General features: G+C 63.2%; 30 protein-coding genes, 1 tRNA gene and 1 riboswitch. Of the genes, 15 read left to right on the top strand and 16 right to left on the bottom strand.

Going from position 1 to position 26,504, the window contains the following annotated elements; translation table 11 throughout:
• Position 1: 1 nt before the first annotated feature.
• A complete protein-coding gene (bufB, locus tag C7451_RS10725) occupies positions 2 to 850 on the bottom strand; it encodes an MNIO family bufferin maturase (protein WP_208625193.1) in 849 nt (282 codons plus the stop codon).
• 76 nt (positions 851 to 926) lie between these two features.
• The gene (locus C7451_RS10720) at positions 927 to 1,214 is read right to left on the bottom strand and encodes a BufA1 family periplasmic bufferin-type metallophore (protein WP_110299032.1); all 288 of its coding nucleotides are present in this window, start codon (positions 1,212 to 1,214) and stop codon (positions 927 to 929) included.
• A 288-nt stretch (positions 1,215 to 1,502) separates the two neighbouring features.
• On the opposite strand from C7451_RS10720, the gene groES reads away from it, so the two are divergent.
• Both groES and groL read left to right on the top strand, forming a co-directional pair.
• Positions 1,503 to 1,790 (top strand): co-chaperone GroES, encoded by a 288-nt coding sequence (gene groES, locus C7451_RS10715; RefSeq protein ID WP_031317559.1) that lies wholly within the window; start codon positions 1,503 to 1,505, stop codon positions 1,788 to 1,790.
• 50 nt (positions 1,791 to 1,840) lie between these two features.
• The gene (groL, locus tag C7451_RS10710; RefSeq protein ID WP_023836321.1) at positions 1,841 to 3,493 is read left to right on the top strand and encodes a chaperonin GroEL; all 1,653 of its coding nucleotides are present in this window, start codon (positions 1,841 to 1,843) and stop codon (positions 3,491 to 3,493) included.
• 69 nt (positions 3,494 to 3,562) lie between these two features.
• On the opposite strand, the gene C7451_RS10705 is transcribed toward groL, so the two are convergent.
• The gene (locus C7451_RS10705) at positions 3,563 to 4,243 is read right to left on the bottom strand and encodes a DJ-1/PfpI family protein (protein WP_110298943.1); all 681 of its coding nucleotides are present in this window, start codon (positions 4,241 to 4,243) and stop codon (positions 3,563 to 3,565) included.
• A 20-nt stretch (positions 4,244 to 4,263) separates the two neighbouring features.
• A riboswitch (ZMP/ZTP riboswitch) is annotated at positions 4,264 to 4,346 on the bottom strand.
• A 70-nt stretch (positions 4,347 to 4,416) separates the two neighbouring features.
• Here C7451_RS10705 and C7451_RS10700 point away from each other — a divergent pair.
• Positions 4,417 to 4,983, top strand: a complete 567-nt coding sequence (locus C7451_RS10700) for a Uma2 family endonuclease (RefSeq protein WP_110298942.1) — start codon at positions 4,417 to 4,419, stop codon at positions 4,981 to 4,983.
• Between the two features lie 64 nt (positions 4,984 to 5,047).
• A complete protein-coding gene (locus tag C7451_RS10695) occupies positions 5,048 to 6,115 on the top strand; it encodes an MBL fold metallo-hydrolase (protein ID WP_110298941.1) in 1,068 nt (355 codons plus the stop codon).
• Positions 6,116 to 6,130: 15 nt separating this feature from the next.
• On the opposite strand, the gene C7451_RS10690 is transcribed toward C7451_RS10695, so the two are convergent.
• A complete protein-coding gene (locus C7451_RS10690) occupies positions 6,131 to 6,415 on the bottom strand; it encodes a hypothetical protein (protein ID WP_110298940.1) in 285 nt (94 codons plus the stop codon).
• 120 nt (positions 6,416 to 6,535) lie between these two features.
• On the opposite strand from C7451_RS10690, the gene polA reads away from it, so the two are divergent.
• On the top strand, positions 6,536 to 9,340 hold the full coding sequence (polA, locus tag C7451_RS10685) for a DNA polymerase I (protein ID WP_110299031.1): 2,805 nt from the start codon (positions 6,536 to 6,538) through the stop codon (positions 9,338 to 9,340).
• Complete coding sequence (locus tag C7451_RS10680) at positions 9,340 to 10,683, top strand: cation:proton antiporter (protein WP_110299030.1); 1,344 nt, start codon at positions 9,340 to 9,342, stop codon at positions 10,681 to 10,683. The genes polA and C7451_RS10680 overlap by 1 nt, the downstream gene beginning before the upstream one ends.
• A 5-nt stretch (positions 10,684 to 10,688) precedes the next feature.
• Here C7451_RS10680 and C7451_RS10675 read toward each other — a convergent pair whose 3' ends face one another.
• A complete protein-coding gene (locus tag C7451_RS10675; RefSeq protein ID WP_110298939.1) occupies positions 10,689 to 11,579 on the bottom strand; it encodes a prephenate dehydratase in 891 nt (296 codons plus the stop codon).
• 237 nt (positions 11,580 to 11,816) lie between these two features.
• Here C7451_RS10675 and C7451_RS10670 point away from each other — a divergent pair, with 237 nt between their 5' ends.
• Positions 11,817 to 12,473 carry a c-type cytochrome gene (locus tag C7451_RS10670; protein WP_110298938.1) on the top strand — a complete coding sequence of 219 codons (657 nt, stop codon included), beginning with the start codon at positions 11,817 to 11,819 and terminating at the stop codon, positions 12,471 to 12,473.
• A 61-nt stretch (positions 12,474 to 12,534) separates the two neighbouring features.
• Here C7451_RS10670 and C7451_RS10665 read toward each other — a convergent pair whose 3' ends face one another.
• The gene (locus C7451_RS10665) at positions 12,535 to 12,999 is read right to left on the bottom strand and encodes a DUF2721 domain-containing protein (RefSeq protein WP_110298937.1); all 465 of its coding nucleotides are present in this window, start codon (positions 12,997 to 12,999) and stop codon (positions 12,535 to 12,537) included.
• A 219-nt stretch (positions 13,000 to 13,218) separates the two neighbouring features.
• On the opposite strand from C7451_RS10665, the gene C7451_RS10660 reads away from it, so the two are divergent.
• Both C7451_RS10660 and C7451_RS10655 read left to right on the top strand, forming a co-directional pair.
• Positions 13,219 to 13,683 (top strand): PaaI family thioesterase, encoded by a 465-nt coding sequence (locus tag C7451_RS10660; RefSeq protein WP_110299029.1) that lies wholly within the window; start codon positions 13,219 to 13,221, stop codon positions 13,681 to 13,683.
• A 3-nt stretch (positions 13,684 to 13,686) separates the two neighbouring features.
• Complete coding sequence (locus C7451_RS10655; protein WP_110298936.1) at positions 13,687 to 14,115, top strand: PaaI family thioesterase; 429 nt, start codon at positions 13,687 to 13,689, stop codon at positions 14,113 to 14,115.
• On the opposite strand, the gene C7451_RS10650 is transcribed toward C7451_RS10655, so the two are convergent.
• Genes C7451_RS10650 through argH form a run of 4 tightly spaced genes read right to left on the bottom strand, consistent with a single transcriptional unit; the run spans position 14,078 to position 17,763 of the window.
• A complete protein-coding gene (locus tag C7451_RS10650) occupies positions 14,078 to 14,860 on the bottom strand; it encodes a precorrin-2 dehydrogenase/sirohydrochlorin ferrochelatase family protein (RefSeq protein ID WP_110298935.1) in 783 nt (260 codons plus the stop codon). The two genes, C7451_RS10655 and C7451_RS10650, sit on opposite strands and share 38 nt — an antisense overlap.
• Entirely contained in the window at positions 14,857 to 16,113 is a 1,257-nt protein-coding gene (lysA, locus tag C7451_RS10645) for a diaminopimelate decarboxylase (protein ID WP_110298934.1), read from the bottom strand. Before lysA ends, C7451_RS10650 begins: the two co-directional genes overlap by 4 nt.
• A gap of 19 nt (positions 16,114 to 16,132) precedes the next feature.
• Entirely contained in the window at positions 16,133 to 16,393 is a 261-nt protein-coding gene (locus tag C7451_RS10640) for a hypothetical protein (RefSeq protein ID WP_110298933.1), read from the bottom strand.
• Positions 16,390 to 17,763: an argininosuccinate lyase gene (gene argH, locus C7451_RS10635; RefSeq protein ID WP_110298932.1), complete on the bottom strand. Its 1,374-nt coding sequence runs from the start codon at positions 17,761 to 17,763 to the stop codon at positions 16,390 to 16,392. The genes C7451_RS10640 and argH overlap by 4 nt, the downstream gene beginning before the upstream one ends.
• A 19-nt stretch (positions 17,764 to 17,782) precedes the next feature.
• Here argH and C7451_RS10630 point away from each other — a divergent pair, with 19 nt between their 5' ends.
• Positions 17,783 to 18,391, top strand: a complete 609-nt coding sequence (locus C7451_RS10630) for a TlpA family protein disulfide reductase (RefSeq protein ID WP_244181808.1) — start codon at positions 17,783 to 17,785, stop codon at positions 18,389 to 18,391.
• 10 nt (positions 18,392 to 18,401) lie between these two features.
• Here C7451_RS10630 and C7451_RS10625 read toward each other — a convergent pair whose 3' ends face one another.
• Together C7451_RS10625 and C7451_RS10620 are read right to left on the bottom strand one after the other, a co-directional pair.
• A complete protein-coding gene (locus C7451_RS10625; RefSeq protein WP_110298930.1) occupies positions 18,402 to 18,599 on the bottom strand; it encodes a hypothetical protein in 198 nt (65 codons plus the stop codon).
• Positions 18,600 to 18,701: 102 nt separating this feature from the next.
• Positions 18,702 to 18,777, bottom strand: a tRNA-Val gene (locus tag C7451_RS10620).
• Positions 18,778 to 18,922: 145 nt separating this feature from the next.
• Here C7451_RS10620 and rph point away from each other — a divergent pair.
• The 4 genes from rph to C7451_RS10600 are packed head-to-tail and all read left to right on the top strand — an operon-like array spanning position 18,923 to position 22,389.
• Positions 18,923 to 19,636, top strand: a complete 714-nt coding sequence (gene rph / locus C7451_RS10615; protein ID WP_110298929.1) for a ribonuclease PH — start codon at positions 18,923 to 18,925, stop codon at positions 19,634 to 19,636.
• Between the two features lie 4 nt (positions 19,637 to 19,640).
• The gene (gene rdgB / locus C7451_RS10610; protein WP_110298928.1) at positions 19,641 to 20,273 is read left to right on the top strand and encodes an RdgB/HAM1 family non-canonical purine NTP pyrophosphatase; all 633 of its coding nucleotides are present in this window, start codon (positions 19,641 to 19,643) and stop codon (positions 20,271 to 20,273) included.
• Positions 20,263 to 21,462 carry a radical SAM family heme chaperone HemW gene (gene hemW, locus C7451_RS10605; RefSeq protein ID WP_244181806.1) on the top strand — a complete coding sequence of 400 codons (1,200 nt, stop codon included), beginning with the start codon at positions 20,263 to 20,265 and terminating at the stop codon, positions 21,460 to 21,462. The genes rdgB and hemW overlap by 11 nt, the downstream gene beginning before the upstream one ends.
• A 12-nt stretch (positions 21,463 to 21,474) precedes the next feature.
• Positions 21,475 to 22,389 carry a tyrosine recombinase XerC gene (locus tag C7451_RS10600; protein ID WP_110298926.1) on the top strand — a complete coding sequence of 305 codons (915 nt, stop codon included), beginning with the start codon at positions 21,475 to 21,477 and terminating at the stop codon, positions 22,387 to 22,389.
• Between the two features lie 15 nt (positions 22,390 to 22,404).
• On the opposite strand, the gene C7451_RS10595 is transcribed toward C7451_RS10600, so the two are convergent.
• The 4 genes from C7451_RS10595 to rsmI are packed head-to-tail and all read right to left on the bottom strand — an operon-like array spanning position 22,405 to position 25,212.
• The gene (locus tag C7451_RS10595) at positions 22,405 to 23,016 is read right to left on the bottom strand and encodes a DedA family protein (protein WP_110298925.1); all 612 of its coding nucleotides are present in this window, start codon (positions 23,014 to 23,016) and stop codon (positions 22,405 to 22,407) included.
• Positions 23,013 to 23,963: a glutathione synthase gene (gene gshB, locus C7451_RS10590; RefSeq protein ID WP_425266478.1), complete on the bottom strand. Its 951-nt coding sequence runs from the start codon at positions 23,961 to 23,963 to the stop codon at positions 23,013 to 23,015. Before gshB ends, C7451_RS10595 begins: the two co-directional genes overlap by 4 nt.
• A 42-nt stretch (positions 23,964 to 24,005) precedes the next feature.
• Complete coding sequence (locus C7451_RS10585; RefSeq protein WP_110298924.1) at positions 24,006 to 24,368, bottom strand: YraN family protein; 363 nt, start codon at positions 24,366 to 24,368, stop codon at positions 24,006 to 24,008.
• Complete coding sequence (gene rsmI / locus C7451_RS10580) at positions 24,361 to 25,212, bottom strand: 16S rRNA (cytidine(1402)-2'-O)-methyltransferase (RefSeq protein ID WP_110298923.1); 852 nt, start codon at positions 25,210 to 25,212, stop codon at positions 24,361 to 24,363. The genes C7451_RS10585 and rsmI overlap by 8 nt, the downstream gene beginning before the upstream one ends.
• A 27-nt stretch (positions 25,213 to 25,239) precedes the next feature.
• On the opposite strand from rsmI, the gene C7451_RS10575 reads away from it, so the two are divergent.
• A complete protein-coding gene (locus tag C7451_RS10575) occupies positions 25,240 to 26,427 on the top strand; it encodes a penicillin-binding protein activator (RefSeq protein WP_110298922.1) in 1,188 nt (395 codons plus the stop codon).
• Positions 26,428 to 26,504 lie beyond the last annotated feature (77 nt).

Below are 26,504 nucleotides of genomic sequence, written 5' to 3'. Positions count from 1 at the left end.
CTCAGGCCGCCCGGGCGGCAGTTGCGCGGGCCATGACGGCGGCCGCGCGGTCGGCCTCGGCCATCAGCACCGCATATTGGGGAATGTTGGTGTCCCATTCGATGAGCACCGGCCTTGCACCGGCGCGCGCGATGAAGCGTTCGAACAGCGACCAGCTGAGATCGGTCACCGCACTGCCATGATCGTCGATCAGAAGCGGCAGGCCTCCATGCCATTCGGTGGCATGGCCCGCGAGATGGATTTCACCGACCAGTGCCGGGTCGATCGCATCGACATAGGCCATGGGGTCAAGCTGCCGATTGTTGCAACTGACCTCGACATTGTTGATGTCGAACAGCAGACCACACCCGGTTCGCCGACACAGGGCATGCATGAACTCGACTTCGTCCATCTCGTCCGTCGAATAGCTCAGATAGCGCGAGGGGTTTTCGATCAGGATCGATCGACCCAGAAGCTCTTGCACCCGGTCGACCTGGACCGCCAGATGGTCGAGCACTGCGCGGGTATAGGCAATCGGCAGCAGATCGGGATAGCGGTCGTCAGGGCTGCCAGACCAGCTGAGGTGATCGGAGACGCTGGCAGGGTTGTACCGTGCGCACAGCACCGCGAGCTGGTCCAGCTCCTCCTCATCCACCCCCTGGGCGGTGCCGAGAGAGAGACCGACGCTGTGAAAGCTCAGCGGATAGCGCTCTGCCACCGCACCGAGCCAGCGATGAGGTGGCCCACCATCGACGAAATAGTTCTGCGGGTGAACCTCCACCCATCCGGGTAGCGGAACACCGGTTTGGGGCTCCAGAACATCGCGATAATGGGCCGGTTTCAGCCCTATGCCAACGAGGGAGGGAAGCATCGGCTGAAGGGGTTTCCTCATTCGCAGGTCCGGCGCTGGCATCTAGGAACGCGCCAGCGCCGAAGACCGGTTTGCATCAGCCGCGCGGAGTCGGCTTCTTGTTTCCCTTGAGCGCGGTCAGCGAGCCGCCGAGCTTCGCACACTCGCCCTTGGCAACATATTTCCAGGCATTGCCCTGATAGTCGACGGTCGAGGTACCGGCGCACGAAGTGCCCGGGCCGGCGGCGCAATCATTCTTGCCCTTCAGCGACACGCCATAGCATTTTTCCTTTTCGCCAGCGGCAGCGGCGGGCGTGGCCGCAATGGTGGCAGCGGCCAGAACGGCAGCAGCCGCAGCGCCAAGGGTGATCATCGAATTCGACATGGCAAGTTCCTTCATCAGAATAAGGGTTTGGCAAGTTGGACAGCGCGGCTGTCCAGCCTGCCTGTCAGAGCGGTCCTTCGTGCGATCCTGCGTACAGGTTACCGCTATTTGTCCGTCCCGGCAAAAATTTCCTGCGTGAATCGCTTGACCCTTCGAACACGAGCGCTATCTAGCGCATCGTTAGCACTCACCCCAACCGAGTGCTAATCGCGAGAGCGGGCGCAACATCCTGTGCCAGCCGCGAAGGGGGTTTCACTAATTTCAGTGACGCAAGGAAAGGCTTAACGCATGACATTTCGTCCGTTGCACGACCGGGTTCTGGTGCGCCGCATCGAAGCCGAGGAAAAGACCGCTGGCGGGATCATCATCCCCGACGCCGCCAAGGAAAAGCCGTCGGAAGGCGAAGTGATCGCCGTCGGCGAAGGCACCCGTGACGAGGCCGGCAACCGCATCGCGCTCGACGTCAAGGTCGGCGACAAGATCCTGTTCGGCAAGTGGTCGGGCACCGAAGTGAAGATCAACGGCGAAGACCGGATCATCATGAAGGAAAGCGACATTCTGGGCATTCTGGGCTGATCATTCGCCCCTGACCCACCGACCTCATTCGACAAGAAGGAACATTTCTCATGGCAGCTAAAGACGTAAAGTTTGGCCGCGACGCACGCGAACGCATCCTGCGCGGCGTGGATATCCTCGCCGACGCCGTCAAGGTGACCCTGGGCCCCAAGGGCCGCAACGTCGTCATCGACAAGAGCTTCGGCGCTCCCCGCATCACCAAGGACGGCGTCAGCGTCGCCAAGGAAATCGAGCTGAAGGACAAGTTCGAGAACATGGGCGCGCAGATGGTCAAGGAAGTCGCTTCCAAGACCAACGACATTGCCGGTGACGGCACCACCACCGCCACCGTTCTCGCTCAGGCAATCGTGCGCGAAGGCATGAAGTCGGTTGCCGCCGGCATGAACCCGATGGACCTGAAGCGCGGTATCGACCTCGCTGTCACCAAGGTCGTCGAGAACCTGAAGAGCCGCTCGAAGGACGTGGCCGGCTCGAACGAGATCGCCCAGGTCGGCATCATCTCGGCCAATGGCGACCGTGAAGTCGGCGAAAAGATCGCCGAAGCCATGGAGCGCGTCGGCAAGGAAGGCGTGATCACCGTCGAGGAAGCCAAGGGCCTCGAGTTCGAACTCGATGTCGTCGAAGGCATGCAGTTCGATCGCGGCTATCTGTCGCCGTACTTCATCACCAACCCCGACAAGATGACCGTGGAACTGGATAACCCCTATATCCTGATCCACGAGAAGAAGCTGTCGAACCTGCAGGCGATGCTCCCGATTCTGGAAGCCGTCGTCCAGACCGGTCGTCCGCTGCTGATCATCGCCGAAGACATCGAAGGTGAAGCGCTGGCCACCCTGGTGGTCAACAAGCTCCGCGGTGGCCTGAAGGTCGCAGCCGTCAAGGCTCCGGGCTTCGGTGACCGTCGCAAGGCGATGCTGGAAGACATCGCGATCCTGTCGAAGGGCGAAATGATCAGCGAAGATCTGGGCATCAAGCTCGAGAACGTCACGCTCGGCATGCTCGGCCAGGCCAAGCGCGTCTCGATCGACAAGGACAACACCACCATCGTCGATGGCGCCGGTGAAGCCGATGCGATCAAGGCTCGCGTCGAAGCGATCCGCACCCAGATCGACAATACCACCAGCGATTACGACCGCGAGAAGCTCCAGGAGCGTCTGGCCAAGCTCGCTGGCGGCGTCGCCGTGATCAAGGTCGGCGGTGCTTCGGAAGTCGAAGTGAAGGAAAAGAAGGACCGCGTCGACGATGCGCTGCACGCCACACGCGCAGCTGTCGAAGAAGGTATCGTCCCCGGCGGTGGTACGGCGCTGCTGTACGCAACCTCGGCGCTCGAAGGTCTGACCGGCGAGAACGACGACCAGACCCGCGGTATCGACATCATCCGCAAGGCGCTGTTCGCCCCCGTCCGTCAGATTGCGCAGAATGCCGGTCACGACGGTGCGGTGGTTTCGGGCAAGCTGCTCGATGGCAACGATCCGACGCTGGGCTTCAACGCTGCGACCGACACCTATGAAAACCTGGTCGCCGCTGGCGTCATCGACCCGACCAAGGTCGTGCGCGCTGCGCTGCAGGATGCTGCCTCGGTTGCTGGTCTGCTGATCACCACCGAAGCTGCAATCTGCGACGCTCCGGAAGACAAGGCTGCTGCTGGCGGCATGGGCGGAATGCCCGGCGGCATGGGCGGCATGGGCGGAATGGATTTCTGATCCAGACCGTTCGGCACAGCCGACAAGAGAAACGGGGCCGGAGGGGAAACCTTCCGGCCCTTTTTTTGATCAGGCCGTGGCGTTCAGCGCGGCTTCCATCTCGGCTGCGCGGGCATCGTAGAAGCGCTCGCGCATCATGGCGACGATCGGCTTCGGGCTGGTGGCGGGCGTGCCCCCGGCAAAGGGCGGCGCGGGATCATATTCGAAATTCAGCTGGAGCGACCGGGCCACGTCTTCCCCGTGCAGCTCGGCAATGATCGTCAGCGCGAAATCGATGCCTGAGGTCACGCCGCCTGCGGTCACGACATTGCCGTCGAACACCGTTCGCGCGTCCTCACGCACGGCACCGACCATCGGAAGCAGGCCGGTATAGCCCCAATGCGTCGTCGCCCGCCTGCCCTGGAGCAGCCCGGCTCGGCCGAGAATGAAGGCGCCGGTGCATACGCTGGTCACCCATTGCGCCTCTGATGCCTGGTTGCGGACGAAATTGATCAGCTGCGCATCGCTGAGCGCCGGGGCGACGCCCAGCCCGCCGGGGACACAGAGCAAGTCAGCCTGCGGGCAATCCGCAAATGTCGTGGTTGGAACGATCGCAAAGCCGACATCGGTCACCACAGGATCGAGCGTCGCAGAGGCCACATGCACCTGCGCCCCGGGCATACGGCAGAGAAACTGAGCTGGCCCGGTGAAATCGAGCTGGGTGATCTGGTCGAAGATCGCAAACACGACATGGAAGGGGGTTTGGGTCACAGGACATTCCTTTCAGATCAGGAGAATGCCCAGGCGCGCGACAACACACAATCGCCCGCTCCCCGATGGTGACCCATCTGATGCGCCAGTTGCGGACGAACGCAGGATAACCGCTGTTCGCGGCGCCGCCAAGCAGCCTTTCGTATCAGCGCTCGAATGGATATACTGGTCAAATGGCAACCAGTCCCAGACCAGGCCTCATTACGGCAGCTCAGTTTCTCGAGATCGATTTCGGTCCCGACATCAAGGCTGAACTCGACAATGGCGTGATCCGGGTCGTGCGGAGCATGGCAGGCGGATCATATCGAAACTCGCGTATTCAGATGAATATCGGTGCGATCTTGTGGACTGCGCTCAAGGGTTCGAAATGCCATGTACACGGGTCGGACATGGCCATCCTCATCGACGATTATTCCGTCCGATATCCCGACCTCAGCGTGTTTTGCGGCAAGCAGGATAAAGCGTTCGACGAAATCAAGGCGGCGAATGACCCTGTCATGATTGTCGAAATCCTCTCGCCGTCTACCGCATTGCTCGATCAAGGGCTCAAGCTGGATGAATATCGCGCCATCCCGAGCGTCTTGGCGGTTTTGCTGGTTGACCCGAAAGCGGAATGTGTGCGCGTGCTTTCGAGGACTGGTCCCAATGCCTGGACCGACGAAATGCATGGAGATAGAAAGGCGATCTCTATCTCTGGATTGAGCATTGAACTTTCCTTGACTGACATCTTCGCCCGCTGAGAAACCACTAGCGGCTCGCGCCATATTATGGCACAACATGTGACATAATATTCGGGAGGGGTTCATGCGCCGCGTTGTCACCGGGCTGCTGTTCATCATCGTGGTTGTCGCTGGCCTCGCCTGGTTTTCGCGTGACAGGCTGGGCGAGATCGTGTTCGAGCGCGCGGTCGAGGCGAGCTATGGTGCCGACGTGACCAAGGGCCTGCCCGATGGGCTCCATGTCATCCTGTGTGGCACTGGGTCCCCCCTGCCCGACCCGCAGCGATCCGGGCCTTGCACGCTGGTGCTCGCAGGCAAGCAGTTGTTCCTTGTCGATGCCGGTGCAGGCGCAGGGCGCCGCATCGGGCAGATCGGCGTACCGCTCGCAAAGGTCGACGCGACGCTCCTTACCCATTTCCATTCCGATCATATCGACGGACTGGGTGAAGTGCTGATGTTGCGCTGGGCCGGCAGCGGGCGTGATGCACAGATGCCGATCTATGGCCCGGAAGGAGTCGACAAGGTCGTCAGCGGTTTCGACGCCGCTTATACCGCCGATTACGGCTATCGCATCGCGCATCATGGCGCGGACATCATGCCCCGCAGCGGAGCAGGCGGACGGGCGGTGACGGTCGCGACATCTGCCACGCCGGTGCCAATCTACGATCGGGGCGGTGTGAAAATCAGTGCATTTCAGGTGAAGCACGATCCGGTGGAGCCTGCGCTGGGCTATCGCTTCGATTACAGGGGCCGCTCGGTCGTCATCAGCGGCGATACGGCACCCGCCGCCAGCGTTTCACGAGCGTGCAATGGGTGCGACCTTCTGGTGCACGAGGTCCTCAATCCGGCGATGGTCGGAGTGATTTCGCGCACCGCTGCGGCCCATGGTGACAAGCGCATCGCGAAGATCATGTCGGATATTCCAGGCTATCACAGCTCGCCGGTTGCGGTTGCGCAGGTTGCAAAGCGAGGCGGCGCGAAAATGCTGGTCTTCACCCATATCGTACCGCGGATGCCCTCGAAGCTGCTCCATCCCTATTTCCTGCGCGGGGTCGCCAAAGCCTATTCCGGCAAGGTCGTGATGGGCGAGGATGGAATGCGGATCAGCCTGCCCGCCGGCAGCGACCGGATCGAACAGGCTGATCTGCTGTAAACTGAAACGTCCGGATTACTGGGCTTCTTCCTTGGCCTCGGCCTTGGCTTCGTCCCATTCCTTCTCGATCTTGTCGCCCGCCTTGTCGGCCTCGGCATCGAGATCCTTGGCAGCTTCATCGACGCTCGCTTCGACGTCGGCCGCAGCATTATCGATCATTTCGCCAGCGGCATCAGCATTGGCCTCGATATCGTCGCCGGCTGCATCGGCAGCGGCATCAGCCTTTTGTTCGGTCTCGGCCGAGCAGGCAGCGAGCCCCAGGGCAAGGGCGGCAGCGCTGACAATGGCAAGATTTCGCATGGGATAGCTCCTTCATAAAAGTGCCCGATGGGACACCTTCCCCGACCGCCTTACGCATCCCGCAAAGCGTGGTTCCAAAATCGCATGACCGTTCGCAGCACCGCTGCTATCGCTTCGGTCATGGCACAGCAGAACCATCTCTATCTCGTCGACGGCTCCTCGTACATCTTCCGCGCCTATCACCGGCTGCCCCCGCTGACCAATCCGGAAGGCACGCCGGTCGGCGCGGTCTATGGCTATACGACCATGCTCTGGAAGCTCGCCGACGATCTGCACAAGGCCGACGGCCCGACCCATATGGCGGTGATTCTCGACAAGAGCTCGCAAAGCTTCCGCAATGAACTGTACGACCAGTACAAGGCGCATCGCCCCGAGCCGCCCGAGGATCTGCGCCCGCAATTCCCGCTGATCCGCGATGCGACCAGGGCCTTTTCCATGCCCTGCATCGAGGAGGACAATGTCGAGGCGGATGACATCATCGCAAGCTATGCCAAGGATGCACTGGCCAAGGGATGGAAGGTCACCATCGTCAGCTCCGACAAGGATCTGATGCAGCTGATCCAGCCCGGGCTCGACATGCTCGATACGATGAAGAACGCGCGGCTCGGCCCCGAGGCGGTGATGGAGAAGTTCGGCGTGACCCCTGAGCAGCTGGGCGATGTGCTGGCGCTGATGGGCGATGCCGTCGACAATGTGCCGGGCATTCGCGGTATCGGCCCCAAGACGGCTTCCAAGCTGATTGTCGAGCATGGCGATCTGGAGAGCGTGCTCGCGGCAGCGCCATCGATGAAACCGTCAAAGATGCGCGAGAGCCTGATCGAACAGGCAGATATGGCGCGGCTGAGCAAGGTGCTGGTGACGCTCAAGGACGATTGCCCGCTCCCCAACGAACTTGACGATTTCCTGCTCAAGGACATTCCGCCCGAGCCACTCGCCGCATTCCTGACCAAGCATGGCTTCACCAGCCTGCTGCGCAAGCTCGGCGCGAGCGGTCCTGCGGATGCGGCCCCTACCCCATCCGGCGCTGCGAACGATGTTCCGCGCAGCGACAATGCCATTGCGCCGCAGCCGCTCAGCATGCCCACGATCAATGTCGACGACTATGTCTGCGTCCAGGATGCAGAAACGCTTGATGCCTGGATCGCGAAGGCGCGCGCCGAAGGCATGGCCGCAGTCGATACCGAAACGGATTCGCTCGATTCGATGCAGGCGGCCCTGGTCGGGGTCAGCCTGGCAGTCGCTCCGGGCGAGGCCTGCTATATCCCGCTCGGCCATGGCGGCACCGACATGTTTGCCGAAAAGCCCAGGCAGTTACCGTTCGAGGAGGCTGTCGCCAGGCTGAAACCGCTGCTGGAGGACGATGCCGTCCTCAAGATCGGTCAGAACCTCAAATATGACCTCAACGTGCTGGCGCGCCACGGCATTCATGTCTCCCCGATTGATGACACGATGGTGATGAGCTTCAACCTCGATGCCGGGCACGAGTTCGGAACCGGCGGTCACGGCATGGACGCCCTGGCCGATCGGCATCTGGGGCACACATGCATCAGCTTCAAGTCGCTGACCGGCACCGGCAAGAAGCAGATCGGCTTCAACGAGGTGCCGCTCGCCGATGCGACCCGCTATGCCGCCGAGGATGCCGATGTCACGCTGCGCCTGTGGCATGTTCTACGTCCCCGGCTGCCAATCGAGGGGGCGACGCGGATCTACCAGAATGTCGACCGCCCGCTCATTCCCGTGGTGGCGGGCATGGAACGGGAGGGCATCAAGGTCGACCGCGAGCAGCTTGCGGCACTGAGCCAGGATTTTGCCACCCGCATGGCCGCGCTCGAAGGCGAGATTCACGAGCTGGCGGGCCAGAGCTTCTCGATCGGCAGCCCCAAGCAGCTCGGCGAAATCCTGTTCGACAAGCTGGGCCTCAAGGGTGGCAAGAAGGGCAAGACCGGGGCTTATTCGACCGACGTCACCGTGCTCGAGAAGCTGGCGGGCGAAGGGTCGGAAATCTCGCGCAAGGTGCTCGACTGGCGGCAGCTGTCCAAGCTCAAATCCACCTATACAGATGCGCTGCAGGAGCAGATCAACCCGAACACTGGCCGCGTGCACACCAGTTACAGCCTGGTCGGCGCGCAGACCGGGCGACTGTCCTCGACCGAACCGAACCTGCAGAACATCCCGATCCGCACCGAGATCGGCCGGCAGATTCGCCACGCCTTTGTCGCAGAGCCGGGCAATGTCATCCTGGCAGCAGACTATAGCCAGATCGAGCTGCGGCTCGCCGCGCACATGGCCGATGTCGAGACGCTGCGCGATGCCTTTGCCAAGGGCGAGGACATTCACAACCGCACCGCGCAGGAGCTGTTCGGCGAGGTCAATCGCGACACCCGCGGGCGCGCCAAGACGATCAACTTCGCGATCCTGTACGGCATTTCGCGCTGGGGACTGGCCGGGCGGCTGGAGGTGAGTGCGGACGAGGCGCAGGCGATGATCGACACCTATTTCCAGCGCTTTCCCGGCATCAACCGCTATATCGCAGAAACAGTGGAAAAGGCCCGCGAGTGCGGCTTCACCGAGACCCTGTTCGGCCGGAAGACCCACTTTCCCCGGATCAACTCGAAGAACCAGGCCGAGCGTCAGGGCAGTGAGCGCGCGGCGATCAACGCGCCGATCCAGGGGACCAGCGCCGATATCATCAAGCGCGCGATGGTGCGGATGGGGCCGGCGCTCGAAGCGGCGGGTCTCGCCCATGTGCGGATGCTGCTGCAAGTCCATGACGAACTGGTGTTCGAACTGCCCGAGAGCGATGTCGAAGCGGCCTCGGCCGTCATTCGGCAGGTCATGGAGAATGCAGCGGAACCGGCCGTGACGCTCAGCGTACCCTTGGGCGTGGAGATCGGCACCGGGCCGAGTTGGGGGGCCGCACACTGATGCACGATATCATCCGGCAAGTGATCATTCCCAAAACGCCGGAGCTTGATGTCACCGCTTTTGCGGACCCGCTCTTCACGTCGGTGATCGGCCAGTTCCTGCTGACGCACTACAAGCTGTGGCTGCTCGCCATCGGCCTGGTCGTGCTGCTGGTCGCTTGGCTACCGCTGCTGCTAAAGAAGCTGCCCCTGTCGCTGCCGATCATCTTTGTCGGCATGGGCATGGCGATTTTTGCCTACACACCCGTGGGGCAATTCTCGCCGCACCCGGTGGAATCGCCAGTGCTGATCGAGAAGGCGAGCGAGTTCATCGTCATCATCTCGCTAATGGGTGCGGGGCTGAAAATCGGCAGGCCGCTGAGTTGGCGCGGGTGGAACCTGACGATCCGCCTGCTCGCCATCGTCATGCCGCTGACGATCCTGTTCATCGTCCTGTCGGGCATGTGGATATTGAGCCTACCGCTCGCTTCCGCGCTTCTCCTGGGCGCATGTCTTGCGCCGACCGATCCGGTGCTCGCGGCGGATGTGCAGATCGAACGCCCCGATAGCGACGACAGCGACGAGGCGCGCTTTGCGCTGACCTCGGAAGCGGGACTGAACGATGCGCTCGCCTTTCCGTTCGTCTATCTGGCGCTCGCCGCCAGCGCCGCCGCAGTGACGGGTGGCATGCTAGCGGAATGGGTCTGGTACGACGTGATCTGGCGGCTGGGGGTCGGCGGGCTGGTGGGCGCATTTGGCGGCTGGCTCATGGGGCAGATCATCTATCGCCTGCCGCAGGACACCCGCCTATCGCGAACTGGCGACGGCTTTATCGCGGTCGGCGCGACGCTCGCCATCTATGCCCTGACGGAATTTGCCCATGGCTATGGCTTTCTCGCCGTGTTCATCGCCGGACTGATCTTGCGGCGTTCCGCCGAGGGGGATGATTTCAACAGCGAGTTGCACGACTTTGCCGACGAGACCGAACGCCTGGTGATGATGGTGCTCCTGGTGCTGTTCGGCGGGATGCTCACCGGGGGCGAACTGCTGAGCGATATCGGCTGGACGAACGTGCTCGTCGCAGCGCTGGTGCTGCTCGTGATCCGTCCCGTGATCGGCTATCTCGGGCTGATCGGGGTCGACCGGCCACCATTGGAAAAGTTCGTGATCGCCTTTTTCGGCATTCGCGGCCTGGGCTCGGTCTATTATCTCGCCTTCGGCCTCAACCACGGCGACTTTCCGATGCAGCATACACTCTGGGAAACGCTGGGGCTGATCGTGCTGGGATCGATCCTGCTGCACGGGCTGACGGTGACGCCGATCATGCAGCACCTGTCGAGGCGGATCTACAACAGGACTGAGTGAGCCCCCTATTCGCGCGACATGGCTTGGGGATAGCTGCCGAGAATCCGCACCCATTTGCTGTGATAACCCAGCACCTCAAGTGCGCGATCGACCCCGGGCTGGCCTGGCATCCCCTCGATATCGGCATAGAATTCGGCGGCAGAGAAGCTGCCGTCGCGAATGTAGCTTTCCAGCTTGGTCATGTTGATGCCGTTGGTGGCAAAGCCAGACAGCGCCATGAACAGCGCGGCCGGAATGTTCTTCACCTCGAAGATGAAGGTCGTCATCACCTTGGGCACATCGGGCATGGGATCGTCGCGATGCGCAGCCAGCACGACGAAGCGCGTCATGTTGTGCGCGGCATCCTCGATGCCTTCCGCAACGACCTTCAGGCCGAAGACTTCGCCCGCGAGCCGTGAAGCGACCGCGCACAGGCCGGGTTCACCCGATTCGGCAACGAATGCGGCTGCGCCCGCCGTGTCAGGATAGGTGATCGGCTCGATGCCTTGCGCGCGAAGATAGTGCCGCGTCTGGCCAAGCGCCTGCGGATGGCTGACAGCTGCCGTGTAGGGGCCTGCATCCTTTGCCAGCAGGCAATGACGCACCGGCAGGAAATATTCGGCAACGATGGTAAGGCCGCTTTCCGGGAGCAGGAAGTGAATGTCCGCCACGCGGCCATGCTGCGAATTCTCGATCGGGATGATCGCGCGTGCAGCCCGGCCGTCCTTCACGGCATCCATCGCGTCCTGGAATGAAAAGCACGGCAGCGGGTGCCAGTCGGGCGCGAAGGCGCGCGCGGCGATGTGCGAATAGGCTCCCGGAGCCCCCTGATAGGCGATCGACCGCTCCGGCTCGGCAGCGGCGATTCGCGCCATGTCCTCAACCATCCGGCGGGCGATCTCAGGGTAGCTTTGCATGGGCACGCCGCATAGGCAGGCCCGGCCGTAACGACAAGGCGAAATCGCGCGCGTCGGGGCTTGCAGAGCGCCCGGTCGATCATTAGAGGGGGCGGCGGACCGGCCCTGTTGCGACGCGGCAACGGGGCCTTTCAACAGGGCGAAAAGACAGGCGGCATGACGCCGGTCTGATCGGATGACGACCGTTCAGGGCGCCGTGCCGACATGGCGTCCATATGAAAGATGAGGCAACAGGGCATGCAGGACAGCAAAAACACGATTGCAGGTTGGGTTCTTGCAGGGGGCATTTGTGCTCTTGGCCTGTCGATCATCAGCGGTAAGGTATTCCATGCCGACAAGCCTGAGCGTCCTGAAAAGCTTGGTTACGTGATCGAAGGCGTGGTGTCTTCCGAAGGCGAAGGCGCTGCTGCCGAGGTTCCGATCGAGACGCTGCTTGCCAGCGCCGATGTCGCCAAGGGCGAGAAGGTGTTTGCCAAGTGCTCGTCGTGCCACTCGATCAACAGCGGTGGTGCCAATGGCATCGGCCCGAACCTGTATGGCGTGCTCGGCAAGCCGCACGCTTCGGTGGCTGGCTTTGCCTATTCGGACGCGCTGAAGAGCAAGTCGGGTCCCTGGACCTTTGAGGAAATGAACAAGTGGCTCACCTCGCCCAAGGCCTATGCCGAAGGCACGAAGATGAGCTTTGCGGGTCTGGGCAAAGCCGAGGATCGCGCCAATCTGATGGCCTGGATGAACACCCAGTCGGGGAGCCCGCTGCCGCTGCCGGCTGCACCTGCCGCCGACGCTGTTCCTGCAGAACCAGGCGCCCCCGCCACCACCGAAGATCCGGTGAAGGATGCAGCTGCCCAGGATCCCGCCGCTGCAGGTGCGGTTGCAGCGCCGACCGGCGGCTAACTCGACAGACTTGCCATCTAGGATTGCAAAAGGCCTCTGCCCGCAACGGCAGAGGCCTTTTTCATTCGTCATCGTGCCTCAGCAGGCGTTCCTCGATCCGGATGCTGTGCATCGCCAGCCGGATTTCGGCGACGAACAGCAGCAGACCCAGAATGAGGAAGGCCATAGCCAGAATGAATCCTCCCGCGACAAACTGGCCGAACCGATAGCCGGTGAGCGACAGGACAAAGATGGCGGCAACCACTACGCTCACCGTGATCGCACTGAGCGTGCCCAGCAGGATCGCCTTGTTGATGATGTTGGCGCGGCGATCGAGAATACGCAGCTCATTCACGACCCGCACATGCGCTTCACCCTGCGTGCGATGAAATTCCTTCATCTGCACGCGCTCGCGATCGACCACCCGCGCCAGGCGATTGGCAAACATCTGGAGGATATTGCCGGTGGCGACCAGAAGAAAGGCCGGTGCCATGGCGATCTGGATGAGCCGCCCGATCTGTCCGATGTCGAAATCCGTGATCAGCATCCTGCCCCCATCTGGTCGTCGCCGGTCGACTATAGAGACGGCAAGACGGTCATCAATCGCTTATCGTGCCTGGCGTGAAGGGCGAGGCCGCGCTTCCGATGAGGCGCCAGCCCCGTGCATGACCGCTTCGGGTTGACGAACATGCTGCGCCATGTGCAGATCAGCCCACATGCATCGCCGCACCAGGCAATGCAGCCCTTGACGAATCGAGTTGATCCGATGCCCGAAACGCCGCCCGAAAGTGCCGAAAAACCGAGCGGCTTTGACCCCAGTGCTTTTGAAGGCATTCTTTCGAGACTGGGCCATGGCGGCCATCTGGGCATGCGCTACCGCGCCCATGGGGTCGGCTGGGTCGAGATGGAACTGCCTTATGCCGAACGACTGATCGGCGATGTCGAGACGGGTGTCATCGCCTCGGGACCGATCATCAGCCTGATGGACAATGCCACCAGCCTGTCGGTCTGGACTGCGATTGGCGAGTTCCGCCCGCAGGTGACGCTGGACCTGCGCGTCGACTACATGCGCCCCGCAACGCCAGGCAAGACCGTGATCGGGCGCGGCGAATGCTACAAGGTGACCCGGTCCATGGCATTTGTTCGCGGTATCGCACATGACGGCGATGCCGATGATCCGGTGGCGCATGTTGCGGGCACCTTCATCCGCATCGACAATTTCCTGGGCTGAACCATGACCACCGACACCGAGATGGCTGCAATCCTTGGCTTCATGCCCCCCTTCGCGCGCGAAATGGGGATGACAGTCGACCATATGCAGGGCGGCCTTCCCGTGATCGCCTTCGATTACGGACCCCATGTGATGGGTCGGCCCGGATTTCTGCACGGTGGCGCCATGAGCGGCCTGATGGAGATCGCCGCGATCGCTGCACTGCGCGTGACGGTAGCGGCCGAAGAGCCTGCTGTACGGATCAAGCCCGTCAACATCACCATCAATTTCATGCGTGGCGGTCGCGAAGCGCGGACCTATGCGCTGGGCGAGGTCACCCGCATCGGGCGGCGCGTCGCGAATGTCGAGGCCAAGGCCTGGCAGGACGATCCCGCCAAGCCGATCGCGACGGTGTTCATGAACTTTCTTCTGTCTTCGCCCAAACAAGTCTGACGACCACGCCCGACTCTTCGGCTTCGCTATCATCAACGCGCATGGCCGCATCGGCGCGGGCTCGCGACAATATGGTCCCGGGCATATCGAAAGGATGCAGCACCAGATCGGCGCTGCCCAGCAGACGCACCTGGCGAAGCGTGAGATCATCTGGATCGGTCGAGGCAATCGTCAGCGTGTAAAGGCCTGAGGCCACGCCCTGGCCGCCCTGTTCCAGCCAGTCAGCCACTGCGTTCTCGTCGCGATCGGTCAGCGGATCGAGCGGCCCGCCCGGTGCCAGCGCCGCATCGATCGCGCGCCTGCGCTCCGGTCCGCCGGGCCAGCGCCGGCGGATAGCGTCGCGCGCTGCGTCGAGCGCCTTGGCAAGTTTGCCCAGCCCCGCAGGCAGCATCGCCTCCAGACGCTGACGGAGCGCCTTCGCAAGACCCGCCGATGCGCCCCCGGTGCCGATCGCGATCAACACGGGATCGCGGTCGATGATAGCGGGCGTGGTGAAGTCGCACAGCGCAGGTCGATCCACGGCGTTGACGAGCAAGCCACGCGCCTTGAGCCGATCGACGGCGGCAACCGCTTCGGACTCGTCCTCCAGCGCGACAATGGCGATGCGGGCATCACGAACGTCCTCGCCGACGCACAGCCCCCCTGCCCGTTCGATCAGACGCCTCTTGGCATCTGCCATCTCGCCGTCGCCGAGCAGGATAACGCGCACCCCGCGCAGGTTCACGAAGATGGGAAGCTGGTTCACAGCCAGGCTGGAACGGTTTCCGCCGCCATGATCTCGGCAGGGCTGATGCGGTTGGCGACGACGGCGTACCGATCACCATCGACCAACACCTCGGCCACGATACCGCGGCTGTTGTAACTGCTCGCCATCGTGGCACCATAAGCCCCTGCCGTGCGAAAGATCGCGAGGTCGCCAGCGGACACCGTGTCAATGTCACGGCCCATGGCAAAGGTATCACCGCTTTCGCAGACCGGACCGACGATATTGGCCATCATCCGCGTTCCATCCGGATGCACCGCCTCGAAATCATGCCAGGCATCGTACAGGGCAGGGCGTGCCAGATCGTTCATCGCGGCATCGACCACCACGAACGGGTCGCGAATGCCTGGCTTGACGCGGATGACCCTGGTCAGCAGCACACCGGCATTGCCAGCAATGACGCGGCCAGGCTCGAACTGGATTGTCGCATCCCAGTCGCGCGTCACGCGTGCAACCAGCGCGCCATAGTCCGCAGGGGATGGCGGTTCGGTTGCTGCCTGATAGGGGACGCCCAGACCTCCCCCCAGATCGACATGGGTGATGACATGGCCTTCGCTCCGGAGATGCGCCACGAGCTCGCCGATCTTGCCGAAGGCGGCCTCGAGCGGATCGAGGCTGAGCAACTGGCTGCCGATATGCACGGCCACCCCGCGCAGGGCGATCCCCGGCAAGGCCGAGAGGCGCTGATAGATTCCAGGGCCGACATGCAAGCCGACGCCGAACTTGTTGTCGGCCTTGCCGGTGGAGATCTTGGCATGGGTGCCCGCATCGACATCCGGATTGATCCGCAGCGAAGCGCGCGCCGTGAGACCCATCGACGCTGCCACGGCCGCGAGCATCTGGCATTCTTCTTCCGACTCGATATTGAACTGTCCGATATCGAGCGACAGCGCATGGCGCATCTCGGCTTCAGTCTTTCCCACACCGGAAAAGACGATGTCCTGCGCCGCAATACCTGCGGCCAAGGCCCGGTCAAGCTCACCCCCCGACACGACGTCCGCCCCATAGCCGCGCCCGGCCAGCACCTTCAGGACGGCCAGATTTGGATTGGATTTTACCGCAAAGGCCAGGTGCTTGCGCGCAACTCCTGCCAGGCCTTCGCGGAACACATCGGCATGACGCTCCAGCGTGGCACGCGAATAGACGTAGACAGGCGTCCCGACCTCTTCGGCAATCCGCGCGAGCGGAACCTGTTCGGCAAACAGCTGCCCGTCCACCAGGGAAAAATGATCCATGGGCTTTTACAAACCTCGATTATTCGGGGGGAAGATCAAACGGGTCGTCGGCCCGGGCCTCGGACTTGCGGCGCAACTCCACGTTCCGCTCGGGGCGCGACTGCGTGCTTGGTTGCAGCAGTTCGTTCGGCCCCGCAGCCGCGGCAGCTCCATAGGCCGGCGGAACCGGCGTCACGCCCTCGACTGCGGTCAACTTCTGACGGCTGCCGCAGCCAGGCAGAGCGATCAGGGCGGCCATGGCGGCTCCAGCAATCAGCAGCGGCGTACGCATCATGGTCATTCTCCCGCCAGCGCGGCACGGGCGCGCGCTGCCTGATGCCTTACCTGATCGGGCGCGGTGCCGCCATAGCTGTTGCGGCTGGCGACCGAGGCATCGACCGACAGCGCGGGATAGACCGCTTGCGAGATGCGCGGATCGATCGCCTGCAGCTCATCGAGCGTCAGCGCATCGAGCGCGACGCCCCTGCCCTCTGCCAGCTTGACCACAGCGCCGGTAATGTGATGCGCCTCGCGGAAGGGAATGCCCGCCTGACGGACCAGCCAGTCGGCAAGGTCGGTCGCGGTCGCAAAGCCGCGTTCGGTCGCCTTGCGCATCGCAGAGGTGTCGAATCCGGTCTCGGCAACCATTCCGGTCATCGCAGCGAGGCTCAGCATCAGCAGGCCTTCGCATTCAAACACCGGCGGCTTGTCGTCCTGCATGTCCTTGGAATAGGCGAGCGGCAGGCCCTTCATCGTGATCATCAGCGCGGTCTGGCAGCCGATGATGCGGCCGGCATGGCCGCGCACCAGTTCCGCCGCATCGGGATTGCGCTTTTGCGGCATGATCGACGAGCCGGTCGAGAAACTGTCGGGCAGCTTGACGAACCCATAAGGCTGGCTCGCCCAGATGATGAATTCTTCGGCGAGGCGCGAGAGGTGCAGAGCACATTGCGCAGCGGCGTTCAGATAGTCGAGTGCAAAATCGCGATCGGACACGGCATCGAGCGAATTGGCGGTGGGCCGTTCAAATCCGAGTGCCGCTGCCGTGGCATCGCGGTCGATCGGAAAGCCGGTTCCGGCCAACGCGGCCGATCCCAGCGGGCACTGGTTCATTCGCTTGCGCGCGCTGGCGAACCGGTCGCGGTCGCGCGCGAACATCTCGTAATAGGCCAGCAGATGATGGCCCAGCGTCACCGGCTGTGCGATCTGCAGATGGGTGAAGCCGGGCATGATCGCATCAGCATTCTGTTCGGCGCGGTCGACCAGCGCGGTCTGCAACGCCTTGAGCGCGGCATCGACGGCGTCACAGGCATCGCGCACCCACAGGCGAAAGTCGGTTGCGACCTGATCGTTGCGCGAGCGTGCGGTGTGCAGCCGTCCTGCCGCAGGACCGATCAGCTCGGACAGCCGCGCTTCGACATGCATGTGAATGTCTTCAAGCGCCCAGTCCTCGGCAACGCCATTGGCAGCATATTCCGCGGCAATCTGCTTGAGGCCTTGCGTTATCGCTTCGGCATCGGCGGCGGGGATAATCCCCTGCGCCCCCAGCATCGCGACATGCGCCAGCGATCCGTCGATATCCTGCCGCCACAGCGCCTTGTCGAACGGGATGGAAGCATTTATGGCCCGCATCACGTCGGATGGCCCGGCGGCGAAGCGTCCGCCCCACATGCTGTTGGAGTTGTTTCCCATGCCTATCGTCCATCTTTCGCGCCGCAGCCTCTGGCCGGTGGTGGCCCTGGCCGCGCTGGCAACTGGCGCGTGCGATAGGCAATCGCCCGCCGGGGAGCAACCCGCAGGCACGGAAAAAACTGCTGAGAAATCCGCGCCCGAGGTGCCGCTTTCCGGCACGCTCGACATTTCGCAGCGCGGCAAGGCAGCGCCCGATGTGAGCTTCAAGGATCCTCTGGGAAAGACTGTCACCCTCGATGCGTTCAGGGGCAAGCCCGTGCTCGTCAACCTTTGGGCAACCTGGTGCGGCCCTTGTGTCGTCGAGATGCCGACGCTGGATGCCCTGGCAGAGCGGGAGAAGGATCGGCTTGTCGTTCTCACGGTCTCGCAGGACATGCAGAATCTCGACAAGATACCCTCGTTCTTCGCCGAAAAGGGTTTCAAGAACCTGCAGCCCTATATCGATGAAGAGAACAATCTGGGTTTCAGTTACCAGACCGGCGTAATGCCGACCACAGTCCTGTATGATGCGCAAGGCAGGGAAGTGTGGCGGATGATCGGCGGCATGGACTGGAACGGGCCGCGTGCATCGGCGCTGATGGAAGAGACGCTGGCCAGCAAGGGCTAAGCGCAAAAGCCTACATCAGGATCGGAGCGATCACGCGGCAGCGCTTTTGCGACTGCTCCTTTTTCGCACGCGGCGGAACGGTAACGATTCGCTTCTTGCCGACACAATCCTCGACGGCTGAACTGGCGCGATCCAGATTGACCAATCCGATCGGCAGCAGGGGCAAGATGCTGCCCAGAATGACGGTGAGGATCAGGTGGCTCGGCATGCGCGTGTGATGTCGTTCGCTGCCTGACCGGTAGCTGAACGAAACCTGCCTGCCTGAATTTTGCAGATTGCCGTTGCATCAGGGCAACGCTCGAGTGGACCATGGTGGGCGATGACAGGCTCGAACTGCCGACCCTCTCGGTGTAAACGAGATGCTCTACCAACTGAGCTAATCGCCCATGGCCACGGATAGGTGGCGCCCACTGCCAGTTTTGCAACGCGCTGGCAAGAGGGTGCGATACCGTGTTGATGCTTTCCTTCCAACGCCCTGCCCGCTATCGGCGCCCCACTGGATCGAAGATCACCATTTTTGGAGAATCACCTATGCGCCCATCAGGCCGCGCCCCCGACGAAATGCGCCCCATCAGCATCGAGACCGGTTTCACCAAGCATGCCGAAGGGAGCTGCCTGATCGGTTTTGGCGATACCCGCGTGCTGGTGACCGCAAGCGTCGAGGAGCGGCTTCCGCCCTGGCTCAAAGGCAAGGGCGAAGGCTGGGTCACGGCAGAATATTCGATGCTGCCGCGCGCCACGCATACCCGCGGTCAGCGCGAGGCTGCCAAGGGCAAGCAGTCGGGGCGGACGCAGGAAATCCAGCGGCTTATCGGGCGCTCCTTGCGTGCTGTAGTAGACCTCAAGAAGCTGGGTGAGCGCCAGATCACCGTCGATTGCGACGTGATCCAGGCCGATGGCGGCACCCGCACTGCATCGATCTCCGGTGCATGGGTGGCCTTGCGTCTCGCGGTCAACGGCCTGATGGCGCAGGGGCTGATTAAGGAAGACCCGATCAGTGCCAAGGTCGCCGCCATCAGCTGCGGCATCCATCAGGGCACGCCGGTGCTCGATCTCGACTATATCGAGGATTCGAATGCCGACGCCGATGCCAATTTCGTGCTGATCGAGGGCGGCAATATCGCCGAGGCGCAGGCGACGGCCGAGGGCGCGCCCTATGACGAGGAGGCGCTGCTGCGCCTGCTGCGCCTCGCCCGCATGGGCTGCGCGCAGATTTTCGAGGCACAAGGCAAGGCGGTCGGTTGACGTCATGACGCCACGCAGGCTCGAACCCGGCAGGCTGGTGATCGCCAGCCACAACCAGGGCAAGGTGCGCGAGATTCGCGCGCTGCTCGAACCGTTCGGCATCGAACCCGTCTCGGCGAGCGATCTCGGCCTGCCCGAACCCGAAGAGACGGGCACGACCTTCGCAGAAAACGCGCTGCTCAAGGCGCATGCCTCGGCCAGGGGCGCCAATTGCGTTGCGCTGGCTGACGATAGCGGGCTGTGCGTTGCTGCGCTGGGCGGCGCGCCCGGCGTGTACACCGCAGACTGGGCCGAACGGCAATGGTTCGAGGGTGAGCCGGGTCGCGACTGGTACATGGCGATGGGCAAGGTCGAGGGACGGCTTGCCGAACTTGGCCCCGATGTCGACCGCAGCGCCTATTTCGCCTGCACCCTCGCGCTTGCCTGGCCCGATGGGCATTCGGAAGTTTTCGAAGGCCGCGTGCATGGATCGCTGACCTGGCCGCCCCGCGGCAAGCTGGGTTTCGGCTATGACCCTGTCTTCGTTGCACAAGGCTTCGATCAGACCTTTGCCGAGATCGATCCGGAGCACAAGCACGGTATCAGCCACCGGGCCGATGCCTTCGCCAAGCTGGTCAAGGCCTGCCTTGAAGGCTGACAGCAGCCTGGCCTGCCAGCCGAAAGACGCCGAGCAGCCACTGGCGCTCTACGTCCATTGGCCGTTCTGTGTCTCGAAATGTCCTTATTGCGATTTCAACAGCCATGTCCGCGCAAGCATCGACTTGGACCAGTGGAGGGCTGCCCTGCTCGCGGACCTGGCGCATGAGGCAAGACTGCTGCCTGGCCGCAAACTCGGCTCGATCTTCTTCGGTGGCGGCACGCCTTCCTTGATGCCCCCAGCCCTCGTCGCCGACATTGTCGAGGCTGCCATAAGCCACTGGCAGGCCACAGAGGCGATCGAGATCACGCTGGAGGCGAATCCCTCGTCGGTGGAGGCGGCGCGCTTTGCGGATCTTTCGGCGGCCGGGGTGAACCGTGTATCGCTGGGTCTGCAGGCACTGGATGATACCACGCTCGGCTTTCTGGGGCGCGCGCATGGCGTCGATGAGAGTCTGCGCGCGCTGGATACGGCACAGGCGCATTTCTCTCGCGTGTCGTTCGATCTCATCTATGCCCGGCCCGGCCAGACGCTCGAACAATGGGACGCCGAGCTCCGTCGCGCGCTGGCTTTCGGGACCGGCCACCTCTCGCTCTATCAGCTGACCATCGAACCGGGCACGCGCTTCGAAACTCTGGTCCGGCGCGGCGAACTGGTCCCTGCCGATGACGATCATTGCGCGGACCTTTTCGAGCTGACCCGCAGCCTGACGGCCAAGGCCGGCCTGCCCGCTTACGAGATCAGCAATCATGCCCGCGCCGGCGAGCAGAGCCGCCACAATCTGACCTATTGGCGCTATGGCGATTATGCCGGCATCGGTCCGGGCGCGCATGGACGGCGGACCGCGCTGGCCACCGAGCGGCATCGCAAGCCGGAGAATTTTCTCTCCGCTGTTGCGCGCAACGGCCACGGGCTCTCGGTCGAGCGGCAGCTCGATCCGGCCACGCGGGCGATGGAAGCGCTGCTGATGGGACTGCGGCTAGCCGAAGGCGTCGATCTCGCCAATATCGCCAGGCGTACGGGAGTAGATCAGGCAGCCCTGGTCGACGCTGATGCTCTCGCAAGGCTTTCAGCCCTCGGGCTGGCTGCATCGAACGGTTCGCAGCTCGTCGTGACCGAACAGGGCATGCCTTTGCTCGATGCGATACTGGCCGAGCTGGTCGCGATTGAGCCCCCACCGGCGCTCTGATAATCTGCCGCCATGACCGCCCCGTCGCCCGGCCCCCATCTTCTCGAGCGCTGGCGCGCGCACCTGGCGGATAACCGCCGCCTCTCGCTGCACACGGTGCGCGCCTATGTCGCAACCGCCGAGCGCCTGATCGACTTTCTCGGCGACCATTGGGGAGAAGCCGCATCAGCGCAGCGCCTCGCTGACGCAACCCAGGCCGATCTTCGGGCCTTTCTGGCGTCAAGGCGCGGTGATGGCCTGACCAACCGCAGCACCGCGCGCGAGCTTTCGGCCATCCGCGCGTTTCTGGCTTTCGTGGCGTGCGAGGCGGGAAGCGCCAGCGCTCCACCCCGGATCAGGGGGCCAAGGCTGAAGCGCAGCCTGCCTCGCCCGATCGCGCCCGACGACATCATGGCGCTGGGCGACAGCATGGCGGCGCGGAATGCGCCCGCCTGGGTGCAGGCGCGGGACTGGGCTGTGCTCCTGCTGCTCTATGGTGCGGGCCTGCGGATCAGCGAGGCAACAGGGCTGACCGGATCTGTGCTGCCGATCGGCGAGACCTTGCGGATCATCGGCAAGGGCAACAAGCCCCGTGTCGTTCCGGTCTTGCCCCAGCTTCGAGACGCCATCGCGCATTATGCTGCGCTGGTGCCTTTCGCGCTGGAACACGACCAGCCCCTCTTCCGCGGCACGCGGGGCGGACCTCTCTCGCCTGCGCTGGTTCGCCGCGCAATGATGAATGCCCGCCGTCTCCTGGGCCTTCCCGAAGACGCCACTCCGCATGCATTGCGCCACAGCTTCGCCACGCACTTGCTGGCAGGCGGCGCAGACTTGCGCTCGCTGCAGGAACTGCTGGGCCATGCCAGCCTTTCCTCGACGCAAATCTACACGCATGTCGATGCCGCGCATCTGCTCGATGTTTATGAAAATTCCCATCCAAGGGCTTGATAAACTGAAAGATTGTTAGTCAACGCCCTGTTCGTCCGGCCGCCAGACGATCACCCGCAGAACATAGAAGACCACGATGATCACGATCACGCCGGTCGAGATCGGTCCGGTCCACGCATCGATTTCCTCGACCCGGGCACCCAGCTGAAAGCCGATCCCGGCGAAGATGATGTTCCACACTCCTGCGCCCGCAAAGGTCCAGAGCAGGAACTTGCGCCGGCTCATCTGGAAGATGCCGGCAGGGAGCGAGATCAGCGTGCGGATGGTGGGTACCATGCGCGCGAAGAAAATGGTGGAAGCGCCGTGCCTGTGGAACAGCCGGTTGAACTTCTCGACCTCCTTTCGGTCGAGTGTAAGCCAGCGTCCCCAGCGATCGACGAAATGGTCGAGCCGCTCGAGCCCGACCTTCCGGCCGACCCAGTACCAGACATAATTGCCGGCGACCGACCCGACGGTACCGGCCAGCAGCACCGCCCATAGGTTCAGGTTCCCCTTGCCGGCTTCTATCCCAGCCAGACCCATGATGAGTTCCGAAGGGATCGGCGGAAACACGTTTTCTAGCGCCATCAAGAGCGCCACCCCCCAATAGCCTCCCCTGGCGACGAGGCTCAGGACAAGATCGTTCATTCGCTTCCTGCTATTCGAGCCTCGATCGCGTCCCAGATCATGCCTGCGACGTCGCTGTTGTTGAAGGCACTGATCGCGACGATGCCCGTTGGCGACGTCACGTTTATCTCGGTCAACCAATGGCCGCCGATCACATCAATACCCACGAACAGCAGTCCGCGTTCCTTAAGCTCGGGCCCCATGGCGTCGCAGATTTCCTGCTCGCGCGGGGTCAGTTCCGCTGCCTCGGCATAGCCGCCGACCGCAAGGTTGGAACGAAACTCGCCCTCGCCCGGCTTGCGGTTGATCGCGCCCGCAACCTTGCCATCGACCAGCACGATGCGCTTGTCGCCCTTGGCCACTTCCGGAAGGAAGGGCTGGACCATGAACGGTTCGCGCCAGATCTGGCCAAACAGCTCGACCAGCGCGGAAAGGTTTGCGCCATCCTCGCCGATCAGGAACACCGCCTTGCCGCCATTGCCGTGCAGCGGCTTGACCACGATCGCGCCATGCTTCGCCTGAAAGCGCTTTACCTCGTCGAGCGAGCGCGTGATCAGCGTCGGCGGCATGAAGCGTTCGAAATCGAGCACATAGACCTTTTCGGGCGCATTGCGCACCGATGCGGGATCGTTGACCACCAGGGTGCGGCCCTTCAGCCGCTCCAGAATATGCGTCGCGGTGATATAGCCGACATCGAAGGGCGGGTCCTGCCGCATCAGCACGACATCGACATCGTCGCCCAGATCGAGACGTACCGGTTCGCCGAAGCTGTAATGATCGCCCGGCACGTTTCGCACGGTGACCGGATGTGCATGCGCCGTCACCTGACCCGCCTCGTAGCTCAGCGTCGCGACATCATAATGATAAAGCGTATAGCCGCGCGCCTGAGCTGCCAGCATCAGGGCGAAACTGCTGTCGCCCTTGATGTTGATGCCGGGCATCGGGTCCATCTGCACCGCGATCTTCATGAATATATGGCCTTTGCTCAAAGCGGATAGAAAATGCAGGCGTCAGTCGCCCTGCCAGACGTGCGTCAGATGGCGTGGCAGGCGGCGCGGTGCAAGCAGGATAACGTCAATCCGTGCATCCTGCCCCTCGCGCACGAAGCGGGGCATCAGCGCCTCGGCCGCCGCAGCCACCCTGCGCAACCGATGGTGATCGATCGCCTCGGCAAGCTCGCGCTGCGTCTTGCGGTGCTTGACCTCGACAAAGGCGACCACTCGGCCGCGGCTAGCCACCAGATCGACTTCCCCCAGCGGTGTTCGCACCCGGCTCGCCAGGATGCGCCAGCCTTTCAACCGGAGCCACCACGCGGCCAGCGTCTCGGCGCGCCGACCTGCCGCCTCAGCTTGTCGGCGCCGAGCTTCAGCCATCGCGCTCCGCCATGATCCGCGCATAAAGCGCCTTGCGATCCAGCCCGAAGCGCCTGGCCACCTCGCCTGCGGCCTTGCCCGGCGGCATGGTGGCCATCGCCTCTTGCAGCGCGGCCTCGACCGCATCCTCATCGGCCTGAACAGCATCATCCAGCGGGGGGCCGACCACGATCACGATCTCGCCCTTGGGCGCGGCATCGGCATAGCTGGCTGCAAGCTCGCCCAGCGTGCCGGTGCGCGTTTCCTCGAACTTCTTGCTGATCTCGCGAACCACCGCCGCCTCGCGATTGCCGAGACCTGCGTGCAGTGCTTCCAGGCACGCCGCGAGACGCTTGGCGCTCTCATAAAAGACCAGCGTTGCCGGAATCGCCGCCAGGGCGCCGATGTCCTTGTCGCGGGCACCGGCCTTGTTGGGCAGAAATCCGTGAAAATAGAATCTGTCGGTTGGCAGGCCGGCCAGGGTCAGGGCAACGATCACCGCAGACGGACCCGGCACCGAATGGATCGCCACACCTGCGGCGCGGGCCTCGCGCACCAGCTTGTAGCCGGGGTCAGAGATCAGCGGCGTGCCGGCATCGCTGACCAGCGCCACCGGTCCCTGCAGGGCTGCGCCAATCAGCCGCTCGCGATCAGCCGGGCGAGCATGATCGTCATAGCGCACGAGTGGCCGCTTGAACCCCAGATGGTGCAGGAGACCGCCGGTAACGCGGCTGTCTTCGCACGCGATCAGATCGGCCTGTTCCAGCACCCGCCGGGCGCGTTCGGAGAGATCACCAAGGTTGCCGATTGGGGTCGCAACGATATACAGGCCGGGTTCGGGATCGTGAATCACGCGGATGTTCATGGACCGGCAGGGCGGGAGCGACAAGCGATGAAACAGTTTTTGCGAAAATGGCAGGCCATTGTCCTGCTGGTTCTGGGCAGCCTTGCCCTGGCAGCCTGCCAGACCATGGTTCCCAAGACTGCACCGCCGAGCACGCCCACGCAGAAGCCCGACCGCCCCGATACCGGTCCCGACAGCCCGATTACCGGGGTGCTGCCCACCGACGAAACGCGCCATCGCATCGCCCTGCTGCTGCCGCTTTCGGGCAAGGACGCTACGGTCGGCCAGTCGATTGCCAATGCGACCACGCTGGCGCTGATGGACACCAAGGCATCGAACATCCGCATTACCAGCTATGACACTGCCAAGGGCGCACAGGTGGCCGCTCAGCGCGCCATCGCCGATGGCAACCGACTGATCCTCGGCCCGCTGCTGGGCGATGATGTCGTTGCCATTGCCGCGGCCGCCAATGCCGCGCGCGTGCCCATTATCAGCTATTCGAACGACGTCGGCATTGCCGGCAACAATGTGTTCGTGATGGGCTATGTCCCTGCCCAGTCGATCGACCGCGTGGTGCGCCATGCCCGTTCGCAGGGCATCACCCGTTTTGCCGCGCTCGTGCCCGCCGGCACCTATGGCCAGCGCGCCTCCTCGGCGATGCTGGCCTCGGTCAAGGCCGCAGGCGGCACGGTCGTGTCGATGCAGAGCTATGGCGCAGGCAATGCCGCGATCACCGCAGCGCTCAAGAAGATGCAGGGCGACAGCGCCTATGAGGCGATCCTGATCGCCGATAGCGGCGCGGCCGCGATCCGCATCGTGCCGCTGGTGCGCGCCAATGGCGGCACCGACGCGCGAATCCTGGGCACGGAACTGTGGAACACCGAACGCACCCTGACCTCCGCCGCCGCCATGCGCGGCGCGTGGTTCGCCAGCGTTTCGGACGGTCTCTATCGTCAATATGCCGCGAAATACCGCGCGCAGTTCGGCACCGATCCCTTCCGCCTTTCGACCCTGGGCTATGACAGCGTGCTGCTCACCACCCGCATCGCCCGCGACTGGAAGCCCGGCACCCCGTTCCCGGTTGAAAAGCTGCGCGATGCAGGCGGCTTTATCGGCCTGGACGGCGCCTTCCGCTTCAACCGCGCTGGCGTTGCCGAACGCCTGCTGGAGGTGCAGCAGGTGGGCGCTGGTGTGCTGACCATAGCTTCGCCGGCGCCGAAGAGCTTTGCGGACTGAACTCGCTCAGTCCTGACACAAAAAAGGCCGCCGAAGCTCCAATGCTTCGGCGGCCTTTGCATTTTGCTTCGTGATTT

The organism is Blastomonas natatoria (assembly GCF_003201955.1).
Taxonomy (GTDB): Bacteria; Pseudomonadota; Alphaproteobacteria; order Sphingomonadales; family Sphingomonadaceae; genus Blastomonas; species Blastomonas natatoria.
This window is presented reverse-complemented; position numbering and strand designations above follow the sequence as displayed.

Coding starts and splice junctions, on each gene's coding strand:
- bufB (WP_208625193.1), bottom strand. CDS start 850: ATGCTTCCCTCCCTCGTTGGCATAGGGCTGAAACCGGCCCATTATCGC.
- C7451_RS10720 (WP_110299032.1), bottom strand. CDS start 1,214: ATGTCGAATTCGATGATCACCCTTGGCGCTGCGGCTGCTGCCGTTCTG.
- groES (WP_031317559.1), top strand. CDS start 1,503: ATGACATTTCGTCCGTTGCACGACCGGGTTCTGGTGCGCCGCATCGAA.
- groL (WP_023836321.1), top strand. CDS start 1,841: ATGGCAGCTAAAGACGTAAAGTTTGGCCGCGACGCACGCGAACGCATC.
- C7451_RS10700 (WP_110298942.1), top strand. CDS start 4,417: ATGGCAACCAGTCCCAGACCAGGCCTCATTACGGCAGCTCAGTTTCTC.
- C7451_RS10695 (WP_110298941.1), top strand. CDS start 5,048: ATGCGCCGCGTTGTCACCGGGCTGCTGTTCATCATCGTGGTTGTCGCT.
- C7451_RS10690 (WP_110298940.1), bottom strand. CDS start 6,415: ATGCGAAATCTTGCCATTGTCAGCGCTGCCGCCCTTGCCCTGGGGCTC.
- polA (WP_110299031.1), top strand. CDS start 6,536: ATGGCACAGCAGAACCATCTCTATCTCGTCGACGGCTCCTCGTACATC.
- C7451_RS10680 (WP_110299030.1), top strand. CDS start 9,340: ATGCACGATATCATCCGGCAAGTGATCATTCCCAAAACGCCGGAGCTT.
- C7451_RS10675 (WP_110298939.1), bottom strand. CDS start 11,579: ATGCAAAGCTACCCTGAGATCGCCCGCCGGATGGTTGAGGACATGGCG.
- C7451_RS10670 (WP_110298938.1), top strand. CDS start 11,817: ATGCAGGACAGCAAAAACACGATTGCAGGTTGGGTTCTTGCAGGGGGC.
- C7451_RS10665 (WP_110298937.1), bottom strand. CDS start 12,999: ATGCTGATCACGGATTTCGACATCGGACAGATCGGGCGGCTCATCCAG.
- C7451_RS10660 (WP_110299029.1), top strand. CDS start 13,219: ATGCCCGAAACGCCGCCCGAAAGTGCCGAAAAACCGAGCGGCTTTGAC.
- C7451_RS10655 (WP_110298936.1), top strand. CDS start 13,687: ATGACCACCGACACCGAGATGGCTGCAATCCTTGGCTTCATGCCCCCC.
- lysA (WP_110298934.1), bottom strand. CDS start 16,113: ATGGATCATTTTTCCCTGGTGGACGGGCAGCTGTTTGCCGAACAGGTT.
- C7451_RS10640 (WP_110298933.1), bottom strand. CDS start 16,393: ATGACCATGATGCGTACGCCGCTGCTGATTGCTGGAGCCGCCATGGCC.
- argH (WP_110298932.1), bottom strand. CDS start 17,763: ATGTGGGGCGGACGCTTCGCCGCCGGGCCATCCGACGTGATGCGGGCC.
- C7451_RS10630 (WP_244181808.1), top strand. CDS start 17,783: ATGCCTATCGTCCATCTTTCGCGCCGCAGCCTCTGGCCGGTGGTGGCC.
- C7451_RS10625 (WP_110298930.1), bottom strand. CDS start 18,599: ATGCCGAGCCACCTGATCCTCACCGTCATTCTGGGCAGCATCTTGCCC.
- rph (WP_110298929.1), top strand. CDS start 18,923: ATGCGCCCATCAGGCCGCGCCCCCGACGAAATGCGCCCCATCAGCATC.
- rdgB (WP_110298928.1), top strand. CDS start 19,641: ATGACGCCACGCAGGCTCGAACCCGGCAGGCTGGTGATCGCCAGCCAC.
- C7451_RS10600 (WP_110298926.1), top strand. CDS start 21,475: ATGACCGCCCCGTCGCCCGGCCCCCATCTTCTCGAGCGCTGGCGCGCG.
- C7451_RS10595 (WP_110298925.1), bottom strand. CDS start 23,016: ATGAACGATCTTGTCCTGAGCCTCGTCGCCAGGGGAGGCTATTGGGGG.
- gshB (WP_425266478.1), bottom strand. CDS start 23,963: ATGAAGATCGCGGTGCAGATGGACCCGATGCCCGGCATCAACATCAAG.
- C7451_RS10585 (WP_110298924.1), bottom strand. CDS start 24,368: ATGGCTGAAGCTCGGCGCCGACAAGCTGAGGCGGCAGGTCGGCGCGCC.
- rsmI (WP_110298923.1), bottom strand. CDS start 25,212: ATGAACATCCGCGTGATTCACGATCCCGAACCCGGCCTGTATATCGTT.
- C7451_RS10575 (WP_110298922.1), top strand. CDS start 25,240: ATGAAACAGTTTTTGCGAAAATGGCAGGCCATTGTCCTGCTGGTTCTG.